The organism is Pandoraea captiosa (assembly GCF_902459775.1).
Classification (GTDB): Bacteria; Pseudomonadota; Gammaproteobacteria; order Burkholderiales; family Burkholderiaceae; genus Pandoraea; species Pandoraea captiosa.
Map to the genome: position 1 here is coordinate 427,507 of NZ_CABPSQ010000003.1, position 17,483 is coordinate 444,989.

At 66.1% G+C, this 17,483-nt stretch carries 17 protein-coding genes; 10 read left to right on the forward strand and 7 right to left on the reverse strand.

The window, feature by feature from the left end; translation table 11 throughout:
- Nucleotides 1-77 precede the first annotated feature (77 nt).
- Genes PCA31118_RS12540 through PCA31118_RS12555 form a run of 4 tightly spaced genes read left to right on the forward strand, consistent with a single transcriptional unit; the run spans nucleotide 78 to nucleotide 5,541 of the window.
- Complete coding sequence (locus PCA31118_RS12540; RefSeq protein WP_150625521.1) at nucleotides 78-875, forward strand: DUF3348 domain-containing protein; 798 nt, start codon at nucleotides 78-80, stop codon at nucleotides 873-875.
- Nucleotides 856-3,894, forward strand: a complete 3,039-nt coding sequence (locus PCA31118_RS12545) for a DUF802 domain-containing protein (RefSeq protein WP_150625522.1) — start codon at nucleotides 856-858, stop codon at nucleotides 3,892-3,894. Before PCA31118_RS12540 ends, PCA31118_RS12545 begins: the two co-directional genes overlap by 20 nt.
- Complete coding sequence (locus PCA31118_RS12550) at nucleotides 3,891-4,556, forward strand: OmpA family protein (RefSeq protein ID WP_150625523.1); 666 nt, start codon at nucleotides 3,891-3,893, stop codon at nucleotides 4,554-4,556. The genes PCA31118_RS12545 and PCA31118_RS12550 overlap by 4 nt, the downstream gene beginning before the upstream one ends.
- Complete coding sequence (locus tag PCA31118_RS12555; protein ID WP_150625524.1) at nucleotides 4,549-5,541, forward strand: DUF2894 domain-containing protein; 993 nt, start codon at nucleotides 4,549-4,551, stop codon at nucleotides 5,539-5,541. The genes PCA31118_RS12550 and PCA31118_RS12555 overlap by 8 nt, the downstream gene beginning before the upstream one ends.
- On the opposite strand, the gene PCA31118_RS12560 is transcribed toward PCA31118_RS12555, so the two are convergent.
- Nucleotides 5,521-6,741 (reverse strand): MFS transporter, encoded by a 1,221-nt coding sequence (locus PCA31118_RS12560; RefSeq protein ID WP_150625684.1) that lies wholly within the window; start codon nucleotides 6,739-6,741, stop codon nucleotides 5,521-5,523. The genes PCA31118_RS12555 and PCA31118_RS12560 overlap by 21 nt on opposite strands.
- Nucleotides 6,742-6,942: 201 nt before the next feature.
- On the opposite strand from PCA31118_RS12560, the gene PCA31118_RS12565 reads away from it, so the two are divergent.
- Both PCA31118_RS12565 and trmB read left to right on the forward strand, forming a co-directional pair.
- A complete protein-coding gene (locus PCA31118_RS12565; RefSeq protein ID WP_246190203.1) occupies nucleotides 6,943-7,413 on the forward strand; it encodes a winged helix-turn-helix transcriptional regulator in 471 nt (156 codons plus the stop codon).
- Between the two features lie 297 nt (nucleotides 7,414-7,710).
- Nucleotides 7,711-8,508 (forward strand): tRNA (guanosine(46)-N7)-methyltransferase TrmB, encoded by a 798-nt coding sequence (trmB, locus tag PCA31118_RS12570; protein ID WP_150625525.1) that lies wholly within the window; start codon nucleotides 7,711-7,713, stop codon nucleotides 8,506-8,508.
- A gap of 133 nt (nucleotides 8,509-8,641) precedes the next feature.
- On the opposite strand, the gene PCA31118_RS12575 is transcribed toward trmB, so the two are convergent.
- The 4 genes from PCA31118_RS12575 to PCA31118_RS12590 form a co-directional block, all read right to left on the reverse strand.
- Nucleotides 8,642-9,496 carry an undecaprenyl-diphosphate phosphatase gene (locus tag PCA31118_RS12575; protein ID WP_150625526.1) on the reverse strand — a complete coding sequence of 285 codons (855 nt, stop codon included), beginning with the start codon at nucleotides 9,494-9,496 and terminating at the stop codon, nucleotides 8,642-8,644.
- Nucleotides 9,497-9,595: 99 nt separating this feature from the next.
- Nucleotides 9,596-10,237, reverse strand: a complete 642-nt coding sequence (locus PCA31118_RS12580; protein ID WP_150625527.1) for a DUF1439 domain-containing protein — start codon at nucleotides 10,235-10,237, stop codon at nucleotides 9,596-9,598.
- 68 nt (nucleotides 10,238-10,305) lie between these two features.
- Nucleotides 10,306-10,584, reverse strand: a complete 279-nt coding sequence (locus PCA31118_RS12585) for a YkgJ family cysteine cluster protein (protein WP_150625528.1) — start codon at nucleotides 10,582-10,584, stop codon at nucleotides 10,306-10,308.
- A 143-nt stretch (nucleotides 10,585-10,727) separates the two neighbouring features.
- The gene (locus PCA31118_RS12590) at nucleotides 10,728-11,510 is read right to left on the reverse strand and encodes an SDR family NAD(P)-dependent oxidoreductase (protein ID WP_150625529.1); all 783 of its coding nucleotides are present in this window, start codon (nucleotides 11,508-11,510) and stop codon (nucleotides 10,728-10,730) included.
- Nucleotides 11,511-11,671: 161 nt separating this feature from the next.
- On the opposite strand from PCA31118_RS12590, the gene PCA31118_RS12595 reads away from it, so the two are divergent.
- The 4 genes from PCA31118_RS12595 (at nucleotide 11,672) to PCA31118_RS12610 (ending at nucleotide 15,112) form a co-directional block, all read left to right on the forward strand.
- On the forward strand, nucleotides 11,672-12,304 hold the full coding sequence (locus PCA31118_RS12595; RefSeq protein WP_174990443.1) for a TetR/AcrR family transcriptional regulator: 633 nt from the start codon (nucleotides 11,672-11,674) through the stop codon (nucleotides 12,302-12,304).
- A gap of 124 nt (nucleotides 12,305-12,428) precedes the next feature.
- Nucleotides 12,429-13,097, forward strand: coding sequence for a protein-L-isoaspartate O-methyltransferase family protein (locus PCA31118_RS12600; protein WP_150625531.1), 669 nt, complete (start codon nucleotides 12,429-12,431; stop codon nucleotides 13,095-13,097).
- A gap of 149 nt (nucleotides 13,098-13,246) precedes the next feature.
- Complete coding sequence (locus tag PCA31118_RS12605; protein WP_150625532.1) at nucleotides 13,247-13,570, forward strand: rhodanese-like domain-containing protein; 324 nt, start codon at nucleotides 13,247-13,249, stop codon at nucleotides 13,568-13,570.
- Nucleotides 13,571-13,579: 9 nt separating this feature from the next.
- Nucleotides 13,580-15,112 (forward strand): TolC family outer membrane protein, encoded by a 1,533-nt coding sequence (locus PCA31118_RS12610; protein ID WP_246190204.1) that lies wholly within the window; start codon nucleotides 13,580-13,582, stop codon nucleotides 15,110-15,112.
- Nucleotides 15,113-15,264: 152 nt separating this feature from the next.
- On the opposite strand, the gene waaA is transcribed toward PCA31118_RS12610, so the two are convergent.
- Together waaA and kdoO are read right to left on the reverse strand one after the other, a co-directional pair.
- Nucleotides 15,265-16,572: a lipid IV(A) 3-deoxy-D-manno-octulosonic acid transferase gene (gene waaA / locus PCA31118_RS12615; RefSeq protein ID WP_174990457.1), complete on the reverse strand. Its 1,308-nt coding sequence runs from the start codon at nucleotides 16,570-16,572 to the stop codon at nucleotides 15,265-15,267.
- 3 nt (nucleotides 16,573-16,575) lie between these two features.
- On the reverse strand, nucleotides 16,576-17,481 hold the full coding sequence (gene kdoO / locus PCA31118_RS12620; RefSeq protein WP_150625534.1) for a Kdo hydroxylase KdoO: 906 nt from the start codon (nucleotides 17,479-17,481) through the stop codon (nucleotides 16,576-16,578).
- Nucleotides 17,482-17,483: the final 2 nt, after the last annotated feature.

Genomic DNA, 17,483 nt, shown 5'->3' on the forward strand with positions numbered 1-17,483 from the left:
AGCCTCGCCGGACCGGTCAGTCGGGGGTCGAATGGCGCGCGCAGTGTAAACTGCTGGGTTTTCGACCCCCCAGTGGAATGGTGCAAGTGTCCCGGCGTCCCGTTATCAGCGCCCCAACACTCATACGCTCGCTGGCCCGTCTGAGCGCGTTCGTGCCCCCTGAGGCCCCGCCGTCGCTCTCGGACCGACTGAGCCAGTGGCTGGGCTGGACCGACGCCATCGCTTTGTCGTCGGCCCTCAAAGCCAACCCGTCGGCGGCAACGCCCGGCGCGCGTTCGGCTGCGCACGACCCGGCAAGCGAACTTGCGCGGATTCGCGTCGACCTGGCGGCCGCCATCGCCCGCGATTGCGGTCTGGCCGCCGCGCCGGGCGGGCAGATCCGCGCCCTGAGCGCCGCCGAGCGACAGCGCGCTGCGTCCTTCGCCGAATTTCCGGCGTATCGACAGCGTTACGCGACCTCGCAACAGACGATGGACACGGCAATCAGCGCCCTGCGCACCCGCCTGCGTGCCCAGTTGGCCACGCAGTCGTCGGCCGGGGCTCGCCTCGCCAGCGTCGATGCCGTCATGGAACGCGTGATGGGCGCACGTGAGCGCACACTGCTCGCGAGCGTGCCGAATTTGCTCGAAGGGCATTTCGTGCGGCTGCGCGATACGGAACAGGCAACGATGGCCGCCCCGCGCGTACCCGGCGCCCCACCGCTCGCGCCCGCCGGCACCTGGCTCGACACCTTCCACCGGGACATGCAGAGCGTTTTGCTCGCAGAACTGGATATCCGCCTGGAACCGATCGAAGGGCTGATCGCCGCCCTCGCCTCGGTTCCCCACGGCGAACACATGAGTGAACCCGGACAACATGACCCGCTACCTCGTTGATCTCGTTGCCTTCGTCGCAGGACTGGCCGTCGTCGGCTGGATCGCCATCGGCTATGCCGGCACCAACACCCTCGCGCTCGCCGTCGCGCTGCTGATCGCCGCCGTCTACCTCATCGGTGCGCTCGAACTCAAGCGGTTCCATCAGTCGACGAACGCCCTTGCCAACGCCGTTGCCGGCCTGAACGCTGCGCCCGCCTCGCTGCCGTCGTGGCTCGACACGCTGCCGGCCGGCCTGCGCACTGCCGTGCGACTGCGCGTCGAAGGCGAGCGCGTCGGCCTGCCCGGCCCGGCGCTCACGCCTTACCTGGTCGGCCTGCTCGTGCTGCTCGGTATGCTCGGCACCTTCCTCGGCATGGCCGCCACGTTGCGTGGCACCGGCATCGCGCTCGAAGGCGCCACGGACCTGCAAGCCATCCGCGCCTCGCTCGCCTCGCCGGTCCGGGGCCTCGGCTTCGCCTTCGGGACATCCGTCGCCGGTGTCGCAACGTCGGCCATGCTCGGCCTGCTCGCCGCCCTCGCGCGCAAGGAACGCGCACAGGTCGTCCAGTCGCTCGACGCCCGCATCGTAACCACACTGCGCGGCTTCTCCCAGCAACATCAACGCGAAACGACGCTGCAACTGCTTCAGCAACAAGCGACGCTCATGCCCGCGCTCGTCGACCGCCTGCAAGACATGATGGCGGCGATGGAGCGCCAGAGTCAGGCGCTCGGCGAGCGTCTCGTGGCGAATCAGGATGCGCTCCATGCGAAAACGGATGCCTCGTATGCGCAACTCACCAGCGCCATGCAGCAGTACCTGAAGGAGAGCGTCGCGACCACCGCGAGCGCGGCCGGTGCGGCGATTCGTCCGGAAGTGGAGGCCACCATGGCCAGCCTCGCACGCGAGACGGCCACATGGCATCAGACGGTGTCCGCCGCCGTGCAGGACCGCATGGACGGTCTGTCAGATCGCTTCGAAGCGACGACGGCGCGTGTCGCCAACGTGTGGAAGGATTCGCTGGACGCTCAATTGCGCACCAATGAATTGCTCGCAACCGATCTGCGCGCTGCCCTGGGCGACTTCACGCAAACCTTCGAATCGCGCTCGACGCGACTCGTCGACGATGTCGCCACACGCCTCGAGAGTGCAACGGAGAATGTGAGTCGCGCGCAGGCCGGTGTCGCCCAGACCTGGGAGACGTCGCTCGCCACGCAGCAGCGCGCCAACGATTCGCTCACCGAACGTCTGAGCACTGCGCTCACGCAATTCGCGCAGACCTTCGAGACGCGCTCGGCCCGCCTGGTGGATGAGGTCGCCGCTCGCCTCGAAGCCACGACCGGTCAGGTCAGCGCCGCACATGCCGGTATCGCGCAGACGTGGGAAACGTCGCTCGCCCATCAGCAGCAGACGAGCGATGCGCTCGCCAAGGCGCTGGGCACAACGCTCGCGCAGTTCACCGAGTCGTTCCAGACGCGCTCGGCCGGTTTGCTCGCAGACGTCGCCGCACGACTCGACAACGCTACCGGCAGCATCGCTACCGCGCAGACCACGGTTGCCCAGGCATGGGAACAGGCGCTGGGCCAGCAGCAGCAATCGCATGACGCGCTCACCCAATCGCTCGGCGCCGCGCTGGAGCGCTTCGCGCAGACGTTCGAAGCACGTTCCCATGCGTTGCTGGGTGACGTCGCCGCGAAGCTCGATGCTGCGAGCGGCAACATGAGCAGCGCCCACGAGCGCGTCGCGCAGGCATGGGACCAGTCGATCGCGTTGCAGCAGCACGCGAACGCCACACTGAACGCCGAACTCGCTGCCGCGCTCACGCGTTTCACGGATACCTTCGAGCAGCGCGCCGCGCATCTGATCGATGGCGTTAGCCAGCGCACGGAAGGCGCCATGCACAGCGTGTCGGAGACGGCCGCAGTGGTGTCCGGCGAATGGAAGCAGGCGATCACGGCGCAGCAGTCGGCGAACGATGCCCTCGCCCGCGATCTCGGCGCCGCGCTCGGCCGCTTCGCCGACACCTTCGAGGCGCGAGCGTCGCAACTGTTGCAGGACGTCTCGGCACAGATGGATTCGACGTCGACCCAAGTCGCGCAAACGTGGCGCGACGCGGTGGCCGAACACGCACGCACGAACGAACGTCTGGCCGACGGCAATCAACAGCTCGTCGCGGCCACGACACAAGCCTTCACCGAACACAGCGCCTCGCTGCTGCAAGCACTAAGCGCCGCCAATCAGGCGCACCACGACGCCACGGCCGAGCGCGAAACGCAGCGACTGTCCGCCTGGACGGACACGCTCGAAGGCACGCTCGCGACGCTTCGCTCGGAATGGCAGCAGGTCGGCGCGCAAACGGCCAGCCAGCAACAGGCGATCTGCGACACACTCGCGCGCACCGCTCTGGAGATGTCCGAGCAAACGCGGGCCAACGCGAGCGACACCATCGCGGAAATCTCGCGTCTGGTCCAAACCGCCTCGGAAGCGCCGAAAGCTGCCGCCGAGATCATCGGCGAGCTGCGCCAGAAGCTCTCGGACAGCATGGTGCGCGACAACGCCATGCTCGAAGAGCGCTCGCGACTGCTCGACACACTCGGCACGCTGCTCGACACCGTGAAGCATGCGGGCAACGAACAACGCGCGGCCGTCGACGAACTGGTGACGACCTCCGCACAACTGCTCGAACGCGCGGGGACGAATCTCGGCGACGCGATCGCGGCACAAACCGAAAAGCTCGCACAGGCCTCAGCGCAAGTCACCGGCAGCGTCATCGAAATCGCCAGCCTGGGCGACGCCTTCGGCGCCGCCGTGCAGTCCTTCGGCGAATCGAACACGCAATTGCTCGAACATCTGCAACGCATTGAAGCGGCGCTCGACAAGTCGATGGCGCGCAGCGACGAACAACTCGGCTATTACGTCGCGCAAGCGCGCGAAGTGGTGGAGCTGAGCGTGATGTCGCAGAAGCAGATTCTCGAGAACCTTCAGGAACTGGCAAAGACGCGTGCACAGGCCGGTGCCCAACCGGGTAGCGTGGCAGCATGAAGGACGATTTCGACGCGGATATCTCGGACGGCGACGTCGGTGCCGCCGCGCCGACGTGGGCCGTCTTCGGCGATCTGATGTCGGTGATGCTCGGCGCGTTCGTGCTCATCATGCTCGGCGTGATCGGCGTGCAGATCGAGCTGTCGGCCAAGCTGGAACGCGAGGTTAAGGAGCGCCAGGTCGAGACGCAGCGGCGCGAGACGCTGGAAAAAGCCCTTGCCGGACCACTTGCGGGCGGTCGTGTCACGCTGGTGAACGGGCGCATCGGCATTAGCGGCAACGTGCTCTTCGCGCTGAACTCGGACCAGTTGCAGCCGCAGGGGCGCGAGGTACTGCGCAGTCTGGCTGCACCGCTCGCCGCCTATCTGCGCGCAAGCGACGAGATTCTGATGGTCAGCGGCTTCACCGACGACCAGCAGGTGCGCGAGACGAACCGTCGGTTTGCGGACAACTGGGAGCTCTCGGCGCAGCGTGCACTGACCGTCACCCGCGAACTGATCGCCGCAGGTGTACCGCCCTCCTCCGTTTTCTCTGCCGCCTTTGGCGCTGAGCAACCCGTGACGTCCAACGCAGACGAAGCCGGGCGCGCCAAGAACCGTCGCGTGGAAATCGCACCGATGCCGCGCAGCAGCGCGAGCAACGCGGGGAAGCCGAATGCGTGACGAATCGGATGCGATGCGCGATCGGACGGACGACACGCCTCCGGAAGCGACTCCGGAAGTGCCTCCCGAAGCGCCGGCAGACACCGCCGGGCCGCGCGACAACGCGCACGCTATCGCGGCACAGCTCGATGCATGGCGCGCGCAGGGACTCCACAAGCGCGACCCGGTTCGCTTTCATCGCATCGAGGCGCTCTCGCGTCGTGCAGGCGCGTTCAGCGGCGACGTGCGACGCGTGCTCGACGAACGCCTCGCGGCACTCACACGTGAATTCTGCGGCGCGCTAGGTGCCGATGCGGACGTCGCACCGGTGACGTCCGACGCCGCTGACCGACCGAGCGCCGCTTCGCGTCAGACGACGACCGCGACTTCAGCCGCAACTTCAGCCGCAACGTCACCCACGACGGCAACTCTGGCCGCGCTCGCGCGCGACATGACGCAACGCGTCGGTGCGAGCGAGCGCGCCGCGACGTCCGACAGCCCTCGCGCCCTGACCCCGAGTCGCACATCGACGCCAAGCAGTCCGTCGGCCGGCCCCGCAATGGCGCACGGCGACGACACGCTACCGAAACGCCCTGTCACACAGCGAGCGCCGTCCGTGCCGCCGACCCTCGCCATCACGCCGACGGTCATCGCGACGGACGACGCCTTCGAAGACCTCGACGTCCTCGAATATTTCCGCGAGACGTGGTCCAAGCTGAGCACGGACGGCAACCTGCGCCAGTCGCTCGCGCAAGTGCCCGAGAACGCCGGACCGCTCAATTCGAGCCATCTCGTGCACCGCGCACTCTCGCTCATGCACGATGTCTCGCCCGACTATCTGCGCCACTTCCTGCGTCACGCCGATGCCCTTTCGTGGCTCGAAGACATGGAGACGACGGGCGTCTTCGGCGTGAAGGCCGCAGCACGCGCGCCCGCCCCGACCAGGTCGGCCAAGCCCGCGAAGTCGGCCACGCCGTCCAGACCGTCACGCGCCAAGGCTCGCTGACCCGCGCGGCATCGCGTGCAACGTTGCGGCCCAGAACATCAACGCAGTGACACTCACGCCTGCCCCGAGCACGCATACGCCGATCCAGCCATAGGCCGCATAAGTCGCTGTCGCCGCGACCGCGCCCAGCCCGCTGCCCATGGCATAGAACAGCATGTACGCGCCCACGAGTCGGCTCGGGGCATCCGTGCGTGCCGCGAAAATCAGGCTCTGATTGGTGACGTGGATCGCCTGCCCCGCCAGATCCAGCAACAACACCCCCAGCACCAGCCAGACCAGCGACGCATGCAGGCCCGCTAACGGCAGCCACGAGAGCGTGAGCACCACGAGCGAGACACCCGTCGTGCGTTGCGCCCATCCCCGGTCCGCCCACTGTCCCGCGCGCGCCGCTGCCAGCGCGCCCGCTGCACCGACAAGGCCGAACGCGCCCACCGTCGTATGCGAGAAATGGAACGGCGCGGCAGACAACGGCAACACCAGTGCACTCCAGAAAATGCTGAACGCCATGAACATCAACAGGGCAATCGCACCGCGAATCTGCAATGTACGCTCCGAGCGCAGAAGACCGAACATCGACATCAGCAATACGATGTAACGCTGTCGCGTGACCGATGCACCCGATGCTGCCGATGCGACCGATATCCCCGGAACGGCCTGACGCGGCAGCGCACGCCACAGCACCGCGCCGAGCCCGAGCATCGCCAGCGCCGAAGCGACGTACACCCCGCGCCACCCGGCGATGTCCGCGATCGCCCCCGACATCACACGCGCGAGCAGCAAGCCGACCACGACGCCGCCCTGCGTCGCCCCGACGACCCGCCCCCGCTCATGTTCGCCCGCTGCACTCGACGCGTACGCAATCAAACCCTGCGTCATCGCCGTGCCCAACATGCCGACGAACGTCATGCCCGCGAGCAGTGCCGCCGCCGAGGTCGACGCCGACACCGCCAGCAAGCTCACCGTGAGCAATGCGAGTTGCACCAGCATCAGACGACGTCGCTCCCATTGGTCACCCAGTGGCACGAGAAACAGCAGCGCCAGCGCGCAACCCACCTGTGTGGCCGTAATGACGCCGCCGGCCGCGCCCTGCGAGATGCCGAAGTCGTTGGCGAGGGCGTCGAGCAACGGCTGGGCGTAGTACACGTTCGCGACGCTCAGGCCCGCTGCGCACGCGAAGATCGACACGAGACTGCGCGGCATGCGACGAGAAGCGCCGGGCGAAATCGTCGCCTCCGTCGATAGGCATGCGGCGTTCGTGGAGGGATTCGAGGACATAGCGGCTCCCGGGGCGGATCGGTGCCCCAAACCAGTTTCAAATAAAGACTGGTTGGATCATAGCCAAACCAGTCTTAAAATGAAACTTAATTTTTGCCGATGTCCTTTCCGGGAAGACGAACACTCATGACCGAGACCCGCCCCGAGATCCGCGCCGTTATGCCCACGTCCCCCTTCGACACGTGCCCCGTGGCTCGCACCGTCGACGTGATTGGCGACCGTTGGAGCCTGCTCATCGTGCGCGACGCCTTCGACGGCGTGCGCCGCTTCGGCGATTTCCTGCGAAGTCTGGGGGTCGCCCGCAGCATGCTCACGACACGCCTGCGCGCACTGGTGGAGGCGGGCATTCTGTCGGTGCAGCCCGCGTCGGACGGCACGTCGTATCAGGAATACGTGCTCACGCCGAAGGGCCGCGAACTCTTCACGCTGATCGTGGCGCTGCGCCAGTGGGGAGAGAAATACCGGTTCGGCGAACAGGAGCGGCACTCGACGCTGATCGACACACGCACCGGCGAGCCACTGGCCGAGTTGCAGCCGAGGTCCGCCAGCGGGCAACCCGTCGCACCGGAACAGACGCAGGTCGTCCGCCCACGCTAGCGCCCGGTCACGGATCAGGCGGTGGCAGATGACGACGGAACGGGGCCGAGCGTCGCGGAATGCGGCGCGACGCCGTCGCCCGGGACGGGACCGACGTCGTTGCCGGGGCGCCCGCGCGGGCGTCGGCTTGCCAGTGGAGGGCGTTCCGGTAGATAATCGAGCCCGTTCCCGCTGCCGCAGCGCGGGACTTTTCCATTGAAAATCATCGTGTTGGGCGCTGACTCCGGCTTACCGCCGACGCTGCCGCCCGCCGCAGCATTCCTCGACAAGCCGTCGTCCAGACGGCTTTTTGTTTCCATGACGAACCACGGACATCCGCCGGCTGACGACGCGCAACCGGCTCACGACGACGACGATATCGGTACGTCGCCCACTCATGCCGAAGGCGGCGACGATGCGTACGTCGGCCCCGACGGCGTGGCGCACCCGCGCCGCATTCGCAGTTTCGTGCGTCGCGCGGGGCGCAGCTCGGAAGCGCAAAAGCGCGCCTTCGACGAACTCGGCCCGAAGTTCGTGCTGCCATACGCGCCCGAGACGCTCGACTGGCCGGCGGCTTTCGGGCGTGCCGACGCGCCGCGCATCCTCGAGATCGGCTTCGGCATGGGCGACGGCACGGCGCACATCGCCAAGTTGCGTCCGAACGACGATTTCCTCGGCGTGGAAGTCCACGAGCCGGGCGTGGGCGCGCTGCTCAAGCTCATCGGCACGACCCCGCTCGCGAACGTGCGCATCATCCAGCACGACGCAGTGGAAGTCGTCGAGCACATGCTGCCCGAAGGTTCGCTCGACGGTGTGCACGTGTTCTTCCCCGATCCGTGGCACAAGAAGCGCCATCACAAGCGACGTTTGCTGCAGCCGCCGTTCGTGGCGCTGCTCGCGTCGCGTTTGAAGCCGGGCGGCTATCTGCACTGTGCGACGGACTGGCAGGAGTACGCCGAGCAGATGCTCGAAGTGCTCGGTGGCGAAGCCTCGCTGGAGAACACGGCGGCCGATTACGCCCCGCGTCCGGACTATCGCCCCGTGACGAAATTCGAAAACCGCGGCTTGCGCCTCGGTCATGGCGTGTGGGATCTGGTGTTCCGCAAACGCGGGTGAGCGGCACCTGAGGGACGAAAGCGTGACGCAAGCGCGACGCAAGCGCGACGGTTGCACGCCGTCGCTGCGCAAAGACAAAGGGCACCCTGCGGTGCCCTTTTGTCATACGGCGTCCGGATAACGGACGACGAACTCAATCCGCCCAGACGACCAGCCCGCTGTACGCCGACGCCAGCACGATCAGACCGAACACGATCCGGTACCAGGCGAACGCCGTGAAATCGTGCGACGCGATGTAACGCAACAGCCACCGCACGCAGATGAAGGCGCTGATGAACGCGAAGATAAAGCCGATGCCGAACAGGCCGAAGTCTTCGACGGCCAGCATCGAGCGCGACTTGTAGAGTTCGTAGATCGTCGCGCCGAACAGAATCGGAATCGCGAGGAAGAACGAAAACTCGGTGGCTACGCGACGCTCCAGTCCGAACATCATGCCGCCAATGATCGTCGCCCCCGAGCGCGACGTACCGGGCACCAGCGCGAGGCATTGCGCGAAGCCGACCTTCAGTGCGTCGAGTGCGCTCAGGTCGTCGAGCGAGGTGACGCGCGGCAAGTTGCCCGCTGCCGCATTGCGGCGATTGTGACGCTCCACGATCAGAATGATCACACCGCCGACGATGAACGCCGTCGCTACAACCAGCGGGTTGAACAGCACCGCCTTGATGTGCTTGCCGAACAGCAACCCGAGCACGATGGCGGGCAGGCACGCGATGATGACATTCACCGCAAAGCGCCGCGCTTTGCTACTGCTTTTGCTGCTGCTAACCAATCCCAGTACGACCTGCGCGATCTTCGCGCGAAACTCCCAGCACACGGCCAGAATGGCGCCGAACTGAATCACGATGTCGAAGATCTTGCCCTTCTCGTCGTTGAAGTTCAGCAGACTGCCCACGAGAATCAGGTGTCCCGTCGAGGAGATCGGCAGAAACTCGGTCAGACCTTCGACGACACCGAGAATGACGGCTTTGAGCGCCAGCAACAAGTCCATGCAATGCGTTCCTGAAGAGGTTGAGTAATCGGAATTAGGGAATCGAGCGGATGACCGACGGTGGCGGCGAAGGCACGCCCGGGCGCGAGCCGCGTGAACTCATCGGGTGTCGAACTTCACGTTCACCCCATGCGCCAACACGGTAATCGCGCCGGGCTGGCGTATCGCGCCGCCGATATTGAGCTGCTCCGGCTTGAACGTGTAGATCGGCGCGCCTTGCAACAACTGCGTCGCGATCAGCGCACCGGCCGCATTCAACTGACGCGACCAGCGCTCGGGGAGTCCGTCGATGGTAAAGGTTTCGACCTCGGGGTCTCTCAGCACCACCGACAACGTCGCCGGGTCGTAAGCAAGTGCGCTGTCTATTGCGAGCGTGCCGGTGAGCGGCGCACCGCCGAGCGGGTGCGTCACCGTGGCGTCCACCGCCACCGCCAGACGGTTGCGATCGGGCAACAGCGTGAGGCGCGGGTGCGAGAGGTTGACGTCGAGCACCGCCAGCACACGGCGATCGAACGGAAACTTGCGCTCCAGCGCGCGCTGCAACTGACTCTCGGAAAACGTGTAGTCGTTACCGAACGGCAGCCCCGCGCAAGCGGCAAGTCCTGCCGCGACGGCCGCGGCGCCCGTCATCGTCAGCCAGCGGCGACGCGACACGCGACCGACGCGTGTTGACGGCGTTTGCGTTGCAAGCCCGTCGGTCTGCTGACGACAACCTGGATGGGAATAGGGGTTACCCGGCATGAGACGTTCCGCTTCAGGGCGCCAGACGCCCGACACGCGCGACTATAGCACTCGCCTGCGACACGACCCTACGTCTGCCTAATCAAGACTGGGACCGGCGCGGTCATCGCTTCCAGTGTCGATAACCACGCAATCGCCTGCGCGCGATCGTCACCGCACATCTCGCGCGAAGGCTGCAACGAACCGCATACGGCCGGGCGCAGCGGGCTGCCGAAGATCCGGCAGCGGTCGTCGTCGTCGAGCTGCACGCAGCGGGTATTCGCCGGCTTGCCGTTCGGCATGCCGGGAATGGGCGTCGAGATGGAGGGCGCGATGCAACAGGCCGCGCAATGAGGTCGGCAATTCATGGACGTGACTGGGAAGACGCTGGCCCGCCGGAGTTGGGCGTATGGCGCCGGCCGCTCGGGACGACACCCTGTCGGGCTGCGCATTTTACCGCGGGTGTTGCTTTGGACGTCCGAAGCGATGCGGACGTCCCGACAGCGCAAACTTACCAGGGCAGATCGCCCTTGAGGTCGAAGAAGCCGCCCGTGACCGGTCCGCGCTCGCCGAGCGCGAGCATCACCACGCTGCGCGTGCCTTCCGCCAGCCCCTGACGGCCGCGCTTGCCGTTCGCGTCGACGGCCAGATCGGCGGGTGCGCCTGGATCGACCGAATTCACCGTGATCGACGTGTCGCGCAGCGTCTGCGACAGTTGCACCGTCAGCATGTTCAGCGCGGCCTTCGACGCGTTGAAACCGATCTGCCGAAACGCGGCGTGCTCCCACGCCGGGTCGTTGTTGTGGGTCAGCGACCCCAGACCGCTCGACACGTTCACGATTCGCGCAGCCTCTGCACGCGCCAGCCACGGCAACATCGCCTGCGTCACGCGCAAGGTGCCGAAGAAGTTGGTCTGAAACACACGCTCCACGGCTTCGATGGAGGCCTTCTCCGGCGTGTCGTCGCGCGGATCGGTGACACCGGCGTTGTTCACCAGCACGTCCAGTCTCGCGTGATAGCGGCCGATGCGATACGCCGCGGCGTGCAACGTTTCCGGGCGCAGCAGGTCGATGACGAGCGTCTCCGCCTGAAAACCCGCTTTGCGCAACGGTGCGACGACCTCGTCGCCCTTCGCTTCCTCGCGCGCGCCCACGAGCACCGTCATGCCCGCCTCGGCCAGCTCGCGCGCCACTTCCAGTCCGATTCCCCGGGTCGCGCCGGTCACCAGCGCCACTTTTCCCACATGGCGTTCGGCATCGTCGCGCACCGCACTCTCGATAGCGTCCCGTTTCATCACTGCTCCCGTCGTATTGCCTGTTGTTCTGCGCCCGACCGCACGCAAATTTGTTAGCATCGAGTTTATGAAGAATCCTTCAGATTTTCTATTCGCATATGAAACCCGCCGCCCGATCCCCCGCAACGCCCCGTAAATCGCCGCAGCAGGCGCGCTCGCGCGTGACGATCGACGCCATTTTCGAAGCCGCGCTTCAGGTTTTGCTGCTCGACGGCGGGCGCCAGTTGACGACGACCCGTGTCGCCGAACGTGCCGGCGTGTCCGTCGGCACGCTCTATCAGTACTTTCAGAACAAGCAGGTGCTGCTGTATGCGGTGCTGGAGCGTCACATCGACCGGATCGTCGAGACGGTGGAGCAAACGTGTCTGGCCGCGCATGGCGAGTCGCTGGAAGTCATGGCGCGCGAGTTGGCGAGGGCTTATGTCGGCGCAAAGATGCGCGACATCGAGGAAGCGCAGGCGCTGTATCGGCTCTCGGAGGATCTGGACGGACGAGAGGTGTTCGCCAGCGCGTCGTCGCGCATGCATGCGGCCGTCCTCGCCATGCTGCGCACGGCGCACAACGCGCGCTTCGACGATCCCGAGACGGTGGCCTTCGTCTTCCTGAATTCGATGTCGGGGCCGATCAAGGCCATTCTCGAGAACCGCGCGCCCTCCGGCGTCTGCCACGAGACACTCTCCGGGCAGATTGCCGACCAGATGGCGACGATGTGCGGGGCCTATCTGCAATGCGTCGCGCAGGGCGGCACGGACGTTTCTCCCGCCGTGGCGCCGCCTGCCGAAAAGGCGGCCTGAGCCGAACCGGTCAGCGCGCCGCGATCGTGCCGATTTGCGGCAAAAGTTCACGCATCATGATGGCTGCCGCCCGGAACTGGTAAAATGCCGGGTTGTGTTTGCCTACTACCCACGAGTAATCGAAATGAATTACGAACAGGCCCGCTTTAACATGATCGAGCAGCAGATCCGTCCCTGGGACGTGCTCGATCAGGACGTGCTCAAGCTGCTCGAAGTCGTCAAGCGCGAAGATTTCGTGCCGGCGGCACTGCGCGATATCGCGTTCACGGACGTGGAACTGCCGCTCTCGGGCGCTGCCATCGCCAACAAGAGCCAGCACATGATGTTCCCGCGCGTCGAAGCGCGCATTCTGCAAGCGCTCGCGCCGAAGAAGAACGAGAATGTGCTCGAAATCGGCACGGGCTCGGGCTACATGGCCGCACTGCTCGCCTATAACGCGCACCACGTCACCACCGTCGAATTCGACGCCAACCTCGCGCAGACCGCTCAGCAAACGCTGCGCGCGAACGGCGTGACGAACGTGGAAGTCGTGAACGCCGACGGCGCCCAGGGCTGGAGCGCGGCCGCGCCGTACGACGTGATCGCCATTTCGGGCGGTCTGGCCGAACTGCCGCAAGCGTTCCTGAATCAACTGAAGGTCGGTGGCCGTCTGGCCGCATTCGTGGGCGGCAGCCCGGTCATGGAAGCCGTGCTCATTACGCGCGTGTCCGAGACCGAGTACCGTCGCGAAAATCTGTTCGAGACGCAAGTGGCCTATCTGGTCGCGCCGCAACCGTCGAGCTTCAAGTTCTGAGCCCGGCGACCGGGACGAGATTCGGTTCGTTCGCGAGCCGCGCCGGTCCCGGACGCCGTGAGCGGACCGGTCCCGCGCCTGTTTGTTTGGGGACGAACAGGCGGCAAGACGAGGACCGGACGCCATCGATTCGACACACGTAGAACATCATGCAAAACATTACACCGGCGCAATTGGCCCAGTGGCTCGCGGATGGGGAACGCAGCCAACCCACGCTCCTCGACGTGCGTGAGGATTGGGAAGTCCAGACCTGCCACATCGCCCAGAGCAAGAACGTGCCGCTCGGCGACGTGCCTGCCCGTCTGACCGAACTCGACGCCGACGCGCCCATCGTGTGCATCTGCCATCACGGCATGCGCAGCGCCCGCGCCGCAATGTTTCTGGAACAACAAGGCTTTACCCAGCTGTTCAATCTGGACGGCGGAATCGATGCCTGGGCTCGCCAGGTCGATCCGTCGATGCCGACTTACTGAGTCAGGGCCATGCGCCCCCCGAGGTTTGCCGCGCGGCTGCGCGCGGCCAGGCGTGCGCCTGCTCTGCGCACCGGCCGCGCGAGCGCCTTCGTCACCGCGACGGCGTTCTCCGCCTTTCTGGCCCTCATGGGTCACGCCGCCTGTGCCGGCGCGACCGATCTCCTCCAGCTCTACAGCGAAGCGCAGAATCGCGACGCGCTGATCGCCAGCGCCCGTTCGGCCTATCTCGCGAACATCGAAGCGCTACCGCAGGCGCGCGCCGCCCTTCTGCCGCAGGTCACCGCGCGCTGGGGCGCCATCAATACGCACTACGGTTCCGGCAACGTCTCGAATACGTTCGGCAGCAGCGGCTACAGCCTCGCGCTCACACAGCCCATCTTCCATTGGGACAGCTGGCAGTCGTACCAGCAGGGAAAGCTGACGGTCGCCAGCGCCGAGGCCGCGTTTGCGCAGGCGCAGCAGGACCTGATCCTGCGTGTGGCGACCGCCTACTTCGACGTGCTCGCCGCGCAGGACGATCTCGCGCTCGCCGGTACGCACAAGCAGGCCATCGCCGAACAACTGGCGTCCGCCAAACGCAACTTCGAGGTCGGCAACGCCACCATCGTCGACTCGAACGAAGCGCAGGCAAGCTTCGATCAGGCCACTGCCCAGGAAATTGCCGCGCAGAACACGCTCGATGTGCGGCGCGCCGCATTTGCGCGCATCGTCGGTCATCCGATCGGCTCGCTCGCGACGCTGCGTGCCGGCTCGACGTTGCCCTCACCCGAGCCGAACAACGTCGCGGACTGGGTCGCGCAGGCCGAGCAATCCAACTACGGCGTGCAGTTGCAAACGCTCGCGCTGGAGACCGCGCGGCGTGAAACGTCAAAGGCCAAGTCGGGTTACATGCCGTCGGTCGATCTGGTTGCCGCCGGGGCGCACTCGAATGTCGGCAACGCCAACAGCCTGCTGACGTCCGCCGTGTCCAGTCCGTCGAGTCAGGGCACCGGCCCCAGCTCCGCGGGTCAGATCGGCATTCAGATCAGCATTCCGATTTTCTCGGGCGGCTCGGTGCAAAGCAAGATGCGCCAGACGCTCGCGCTCGAAGACAAGGCGCAGAGCGATCTGGACGATGCGAAGCGACTCGCCGTGCTGGGAGCGCGCACATCCTACCTTGGCGTGTCCAGCGGGCTGGCCCAGGTCAAAGCGCTGGAAGCTGCCGAGCAATCGGCACAATCGTCGGTGGCGTCGAACAAGCTCGGCTATCAGGTCGGTGTTCGCATCAATGCCGACGTGCTCAACGCCGAGGACAAACTCTTCACCACGCGACGCGATCTCGCCAAGGCGCGTTACAGCACGCTGCTCTCGAGCCTTCAGCTAAAGGCCAGCGCCGCCACGCTCGTCGATACGGACCTGCAACTGCTCAACGCGCTGCTCACCGAGAATCCGGATGCCTCCGCCGCCATGGCGGGCGCTCGCGACACGGTACCGGCCAACGCCGGCGCCGGGCTGCCGGCGCGCGGTGTCCGCCCGGGCACGACGGCGCCGCTTCGTCGGTGACGGGTAGCGGCATTCGCTGACGGAAACGGAAGCCCATCGCCTTCGCACCTGCTCACCGCGCACCAAAGCAAAAAGCCTCGCATGCCGACATGGCAATGCGAGGCTTTTTTGCATGGCGACGTCCGAATACCTCGCCGGAGGTCCCCTGTCCTTCATTCCTGCGGCGTAACGAATCCCGTGTCGAGCCAGCGGCCAAGCGCAGTGACCGTGCGCGCGGTCGCTCCCTGATGTTGACGGGCGAACAACAACGCCGCCGTACGCATGGCAAGCCGCTTGTCGTCGTGGATCAGCAAGTCGGCCAACGTCGATGCAAGCTCGCCGGCATCGCTCACCCGTCGCGCCGCGCCCGCGCTCAAGGCGTTCTCGCTGGCCTGCGTGAAGTTGAACATGTGCGGACCGAAGACGACCGGGGTGCCTGCGGCGCAGGCCTCGATCAGATTCTGCCCCCCCAGTGGCAACAGACTGCCGCCGATGAACGCGACGTCGACCGCAGAAAAGTACGCGGCCATCTCGCCCATCGAATCGCCGAGCACGACGTCGACGTCGGCGGGAAGCGGCGTGTCGTCATCCGGCCATGCGCTGCGGCGCACGTAGTTTAGACGCACCTTGTCGAGCATGGCGGCCACTTCGTCGAAACGCTGGGGGTGACGCGGCACGAGCACCAGCAACGAACGGCGACCCACGTCGGACGCCGCCGAAAGCATCGCCCGCGCCTGAAGCACCAACGCTTCCTCACCGTCGCGCGTGCTCGCCGCGAGCCACACCTTGCGATCGCCGAAGCGCGCACGCCAGCGCGCCCCCAGCGCGAGCAGCGCGGGCGGCGGCGTCATGTCGAATTTGAGGTTGCCCATCACGTCGACGTCGGCGGCGCCCAGCATGCGCAGACGCTCGGCATCGGCATCGCTTTGCGCCAGCACGCGGCTGAATCCGCCGAACACAGGCTGGGTCGCACCGCCAAAGCGCGCAGCGCGCCGGAACGAGCGCGCCGACATGCGTGCGTTGGTCAGCACGAGCGGCACGCCGTCTTCACGGCACGTGAAGATGAGGTTCGGCCAGACTTCCGTCTCCATCACCACACCGACGCTCGGGCGCCAGTGCTTCAGGAAACGCCGGATCGGGCCGACCATGTCGTAAGGCAGATAGCAGCGCAACACACGATCGCCGAACAGCCCTTCGCCGGTGGCACGCCCGGTGGGTGTCATATGCGTGAGCAACACGCCGTGCGACGGATAGCGTTCGAGCAGCGCATCGATGAGCGGTTGCGCAGCGCGCGTCTCCCCCACGGAGACCGCATGCACCCAGATCAGCGGTCGGCCGGTGTACGGCGGTGTGCTGTAGAACCCGAAGCGCTCGCCGATATGACGGCGATAGCCCGGCTCGAACCGGCCACGCCACCACAGGCGCACCACGGCGAGCGGCGCGACGATCCACCAGAGCGCGCGATAGACGAGACGCAGCAACATTCAGATCAGCGTCCGGTGCGTGAGACGTTGCAACACCGCCAGCGGCGAGCACTCGGGGTGCACCATCGATTCGGCGGGCAGGAAGAAGGTCTGCTCCATCATGAACTGGCCCGACATCACGGCGTGCGACGTCTGATCCGAGAAGCAGATCCAGACGCTGCCGGGCGGGAACGGCATGGTCTGCTGGTCGGCCTCGCGCTGATAATTCATGTCGGCCTTCATGCCATCGTGCAGATGCAACATGATGTGGTCGTAGCCGCTGCGCGGGCGCTTGGTGATACCGACGGCGTTTTGCAGCCACGCGGAACCGGGCCACTGTGTCGGCACTTTCGGCAGAAAGCGCTTCGCCACGTCCTCGAACGGTTCGCCCACGCGCCACACGCGCGGCTGGCCCGCCGGGTTGATGTTGGTGAACACGCGCAAGATGCGCTCACCGTAATTCGGACGCGACGGGAATGCGTCCACGTGCAGACGGCTGTCGTCCTTGCGCCACGATGTCTGGCGCGTCTCCACCTGATGCAGACGCAGACTGGTCGGCGCGGCACGCAGCTTGCCGCGATACTCCGGCATCAGGCCGTCGATCAGGCTGCACGCCTGCGTGTAGTAGCGCTTGACCAGTGCGTGCACGGCGCGCTGCGTGGCGTCGTCGGCGGCCACGCCCACGAGCACGTCGGTATTCGGGTCGAGGCTGATGTTCTTTCGCTTCGGATCGGCGATCGTCGGGTCGAGCAGCCGCTGCTCGGCGGCGTCGAGGGCGAAGGCCAGATGCGGAAAGTAGAGCACTTTGCCGGCTTCGACGTCAGCCACCAGCGTCTCGCGCGAGACCGGCAGCTGGCCGCCCTGCCAGTCACCCGAGGCGACGGTGACAATCTGGCTGCTCTCGTTCGAACCGTTCCGATCGTTCACTG

Bases quoted from the DNA above. Each gene is read 5' to 3' on its own strand.
- PCA31118_RS12540 (WP_150625521.1), top strand. From the start codon at position 78: ATGGTGCAAGTGTCCCGGCGTCCCGTTATCAGCGCCCCAACACTCATA.
- PCA31118_RS12545 (WP_150625522.1), top strand. From the start codon at position 856: ATGACCCGCTACCTCGTTGATCTCGTTGCCTTCGTCGCAGGACTGGCC.
- PCA31118_RS12550 (WP_150625523.1), top strand. From the start codon at position 3,891: ATGAAGGACGATTTCGACGCGGATATCTCGGACGGCGACGTCGGTGCC.
- PCA31118_RS12555 (WP_150625524.1), top strand. From the start codon at position 4,549: ATGCGTGACGAATCGGATGCGATGCGCGATCGGACGGACGACACGCCT.
- PCA31118_RS12560 (WP_150625684.1), bottom strand. From the start codon at position 6,741: ATGCCGCGCAGTCTCGTGTCGATCTTCGCGTGCGCAGCGGGCCTGAGC.
- PCA31118_RS12565 (WP_246190203.1), top strand. From the start codon at position 6,943: ATGACCGAGACCCGCCCCGAGATCCGCGCCGTTATGCCCACGTCCCCC.
- trmB (WP_150625525.1), top strand. From the start codon at position 7,711: ATGACGAACCACGGACATCCGCCGGCTGACGACGCGCAACCGGCTCAC.
- PCA31118_RS12575 (WP_150625526.1), bottom strand. From the start codon at position 9,496: ATGGACTTGTTGCTGGCGCTCAAAGCCGTCATTCTCGGTGTCGTCGAA.
- PCA31118_RS12580 (WP_150625527.1), bottom strand. From the start codon at position 10,237: ATGCCGGGTAACCCCTATTCCCATCCAGGTTGTCGTCAGCAGACCGAC.
- PCA31118_RS12585 (WP_150625528.1), bottom strand. From the start codon at position 10,584: ATGAATTGCCGACCTCATTGCGCGGCCTGTTGCATCGCGCCCTCCATC.
- PCA31118_RS12590 (WP_150625529.1), bottom strand. From the start codon at position 11,510: ATGAAACGGGACGCTATCGAGAGTGCGGTGCGCGACGATGCCGAACGC.
- PCA31118_RS12600 (WP_150625531.1), top strand. From the start codon at position 12,429: ATGAATTACGAACAGGCCCGCTTTAACATGATCGAGCAGCAGATCCGT.
- PCA31118_RS12605 (WP_150625532.1), top strand. From the start codon at position 13,247: ATGCAAAACATTACACCGGCGCAATTGGCCCAGTGGCTCGCGGATGGG.
- PCA31118_RS12610 (WP_246190204.1), top strand. From the start codon at position 13,580: ATGCGCCCCCCGAGGTTTGCCGCGCGGCTGCGCGCGGCCAGGCGTGCG.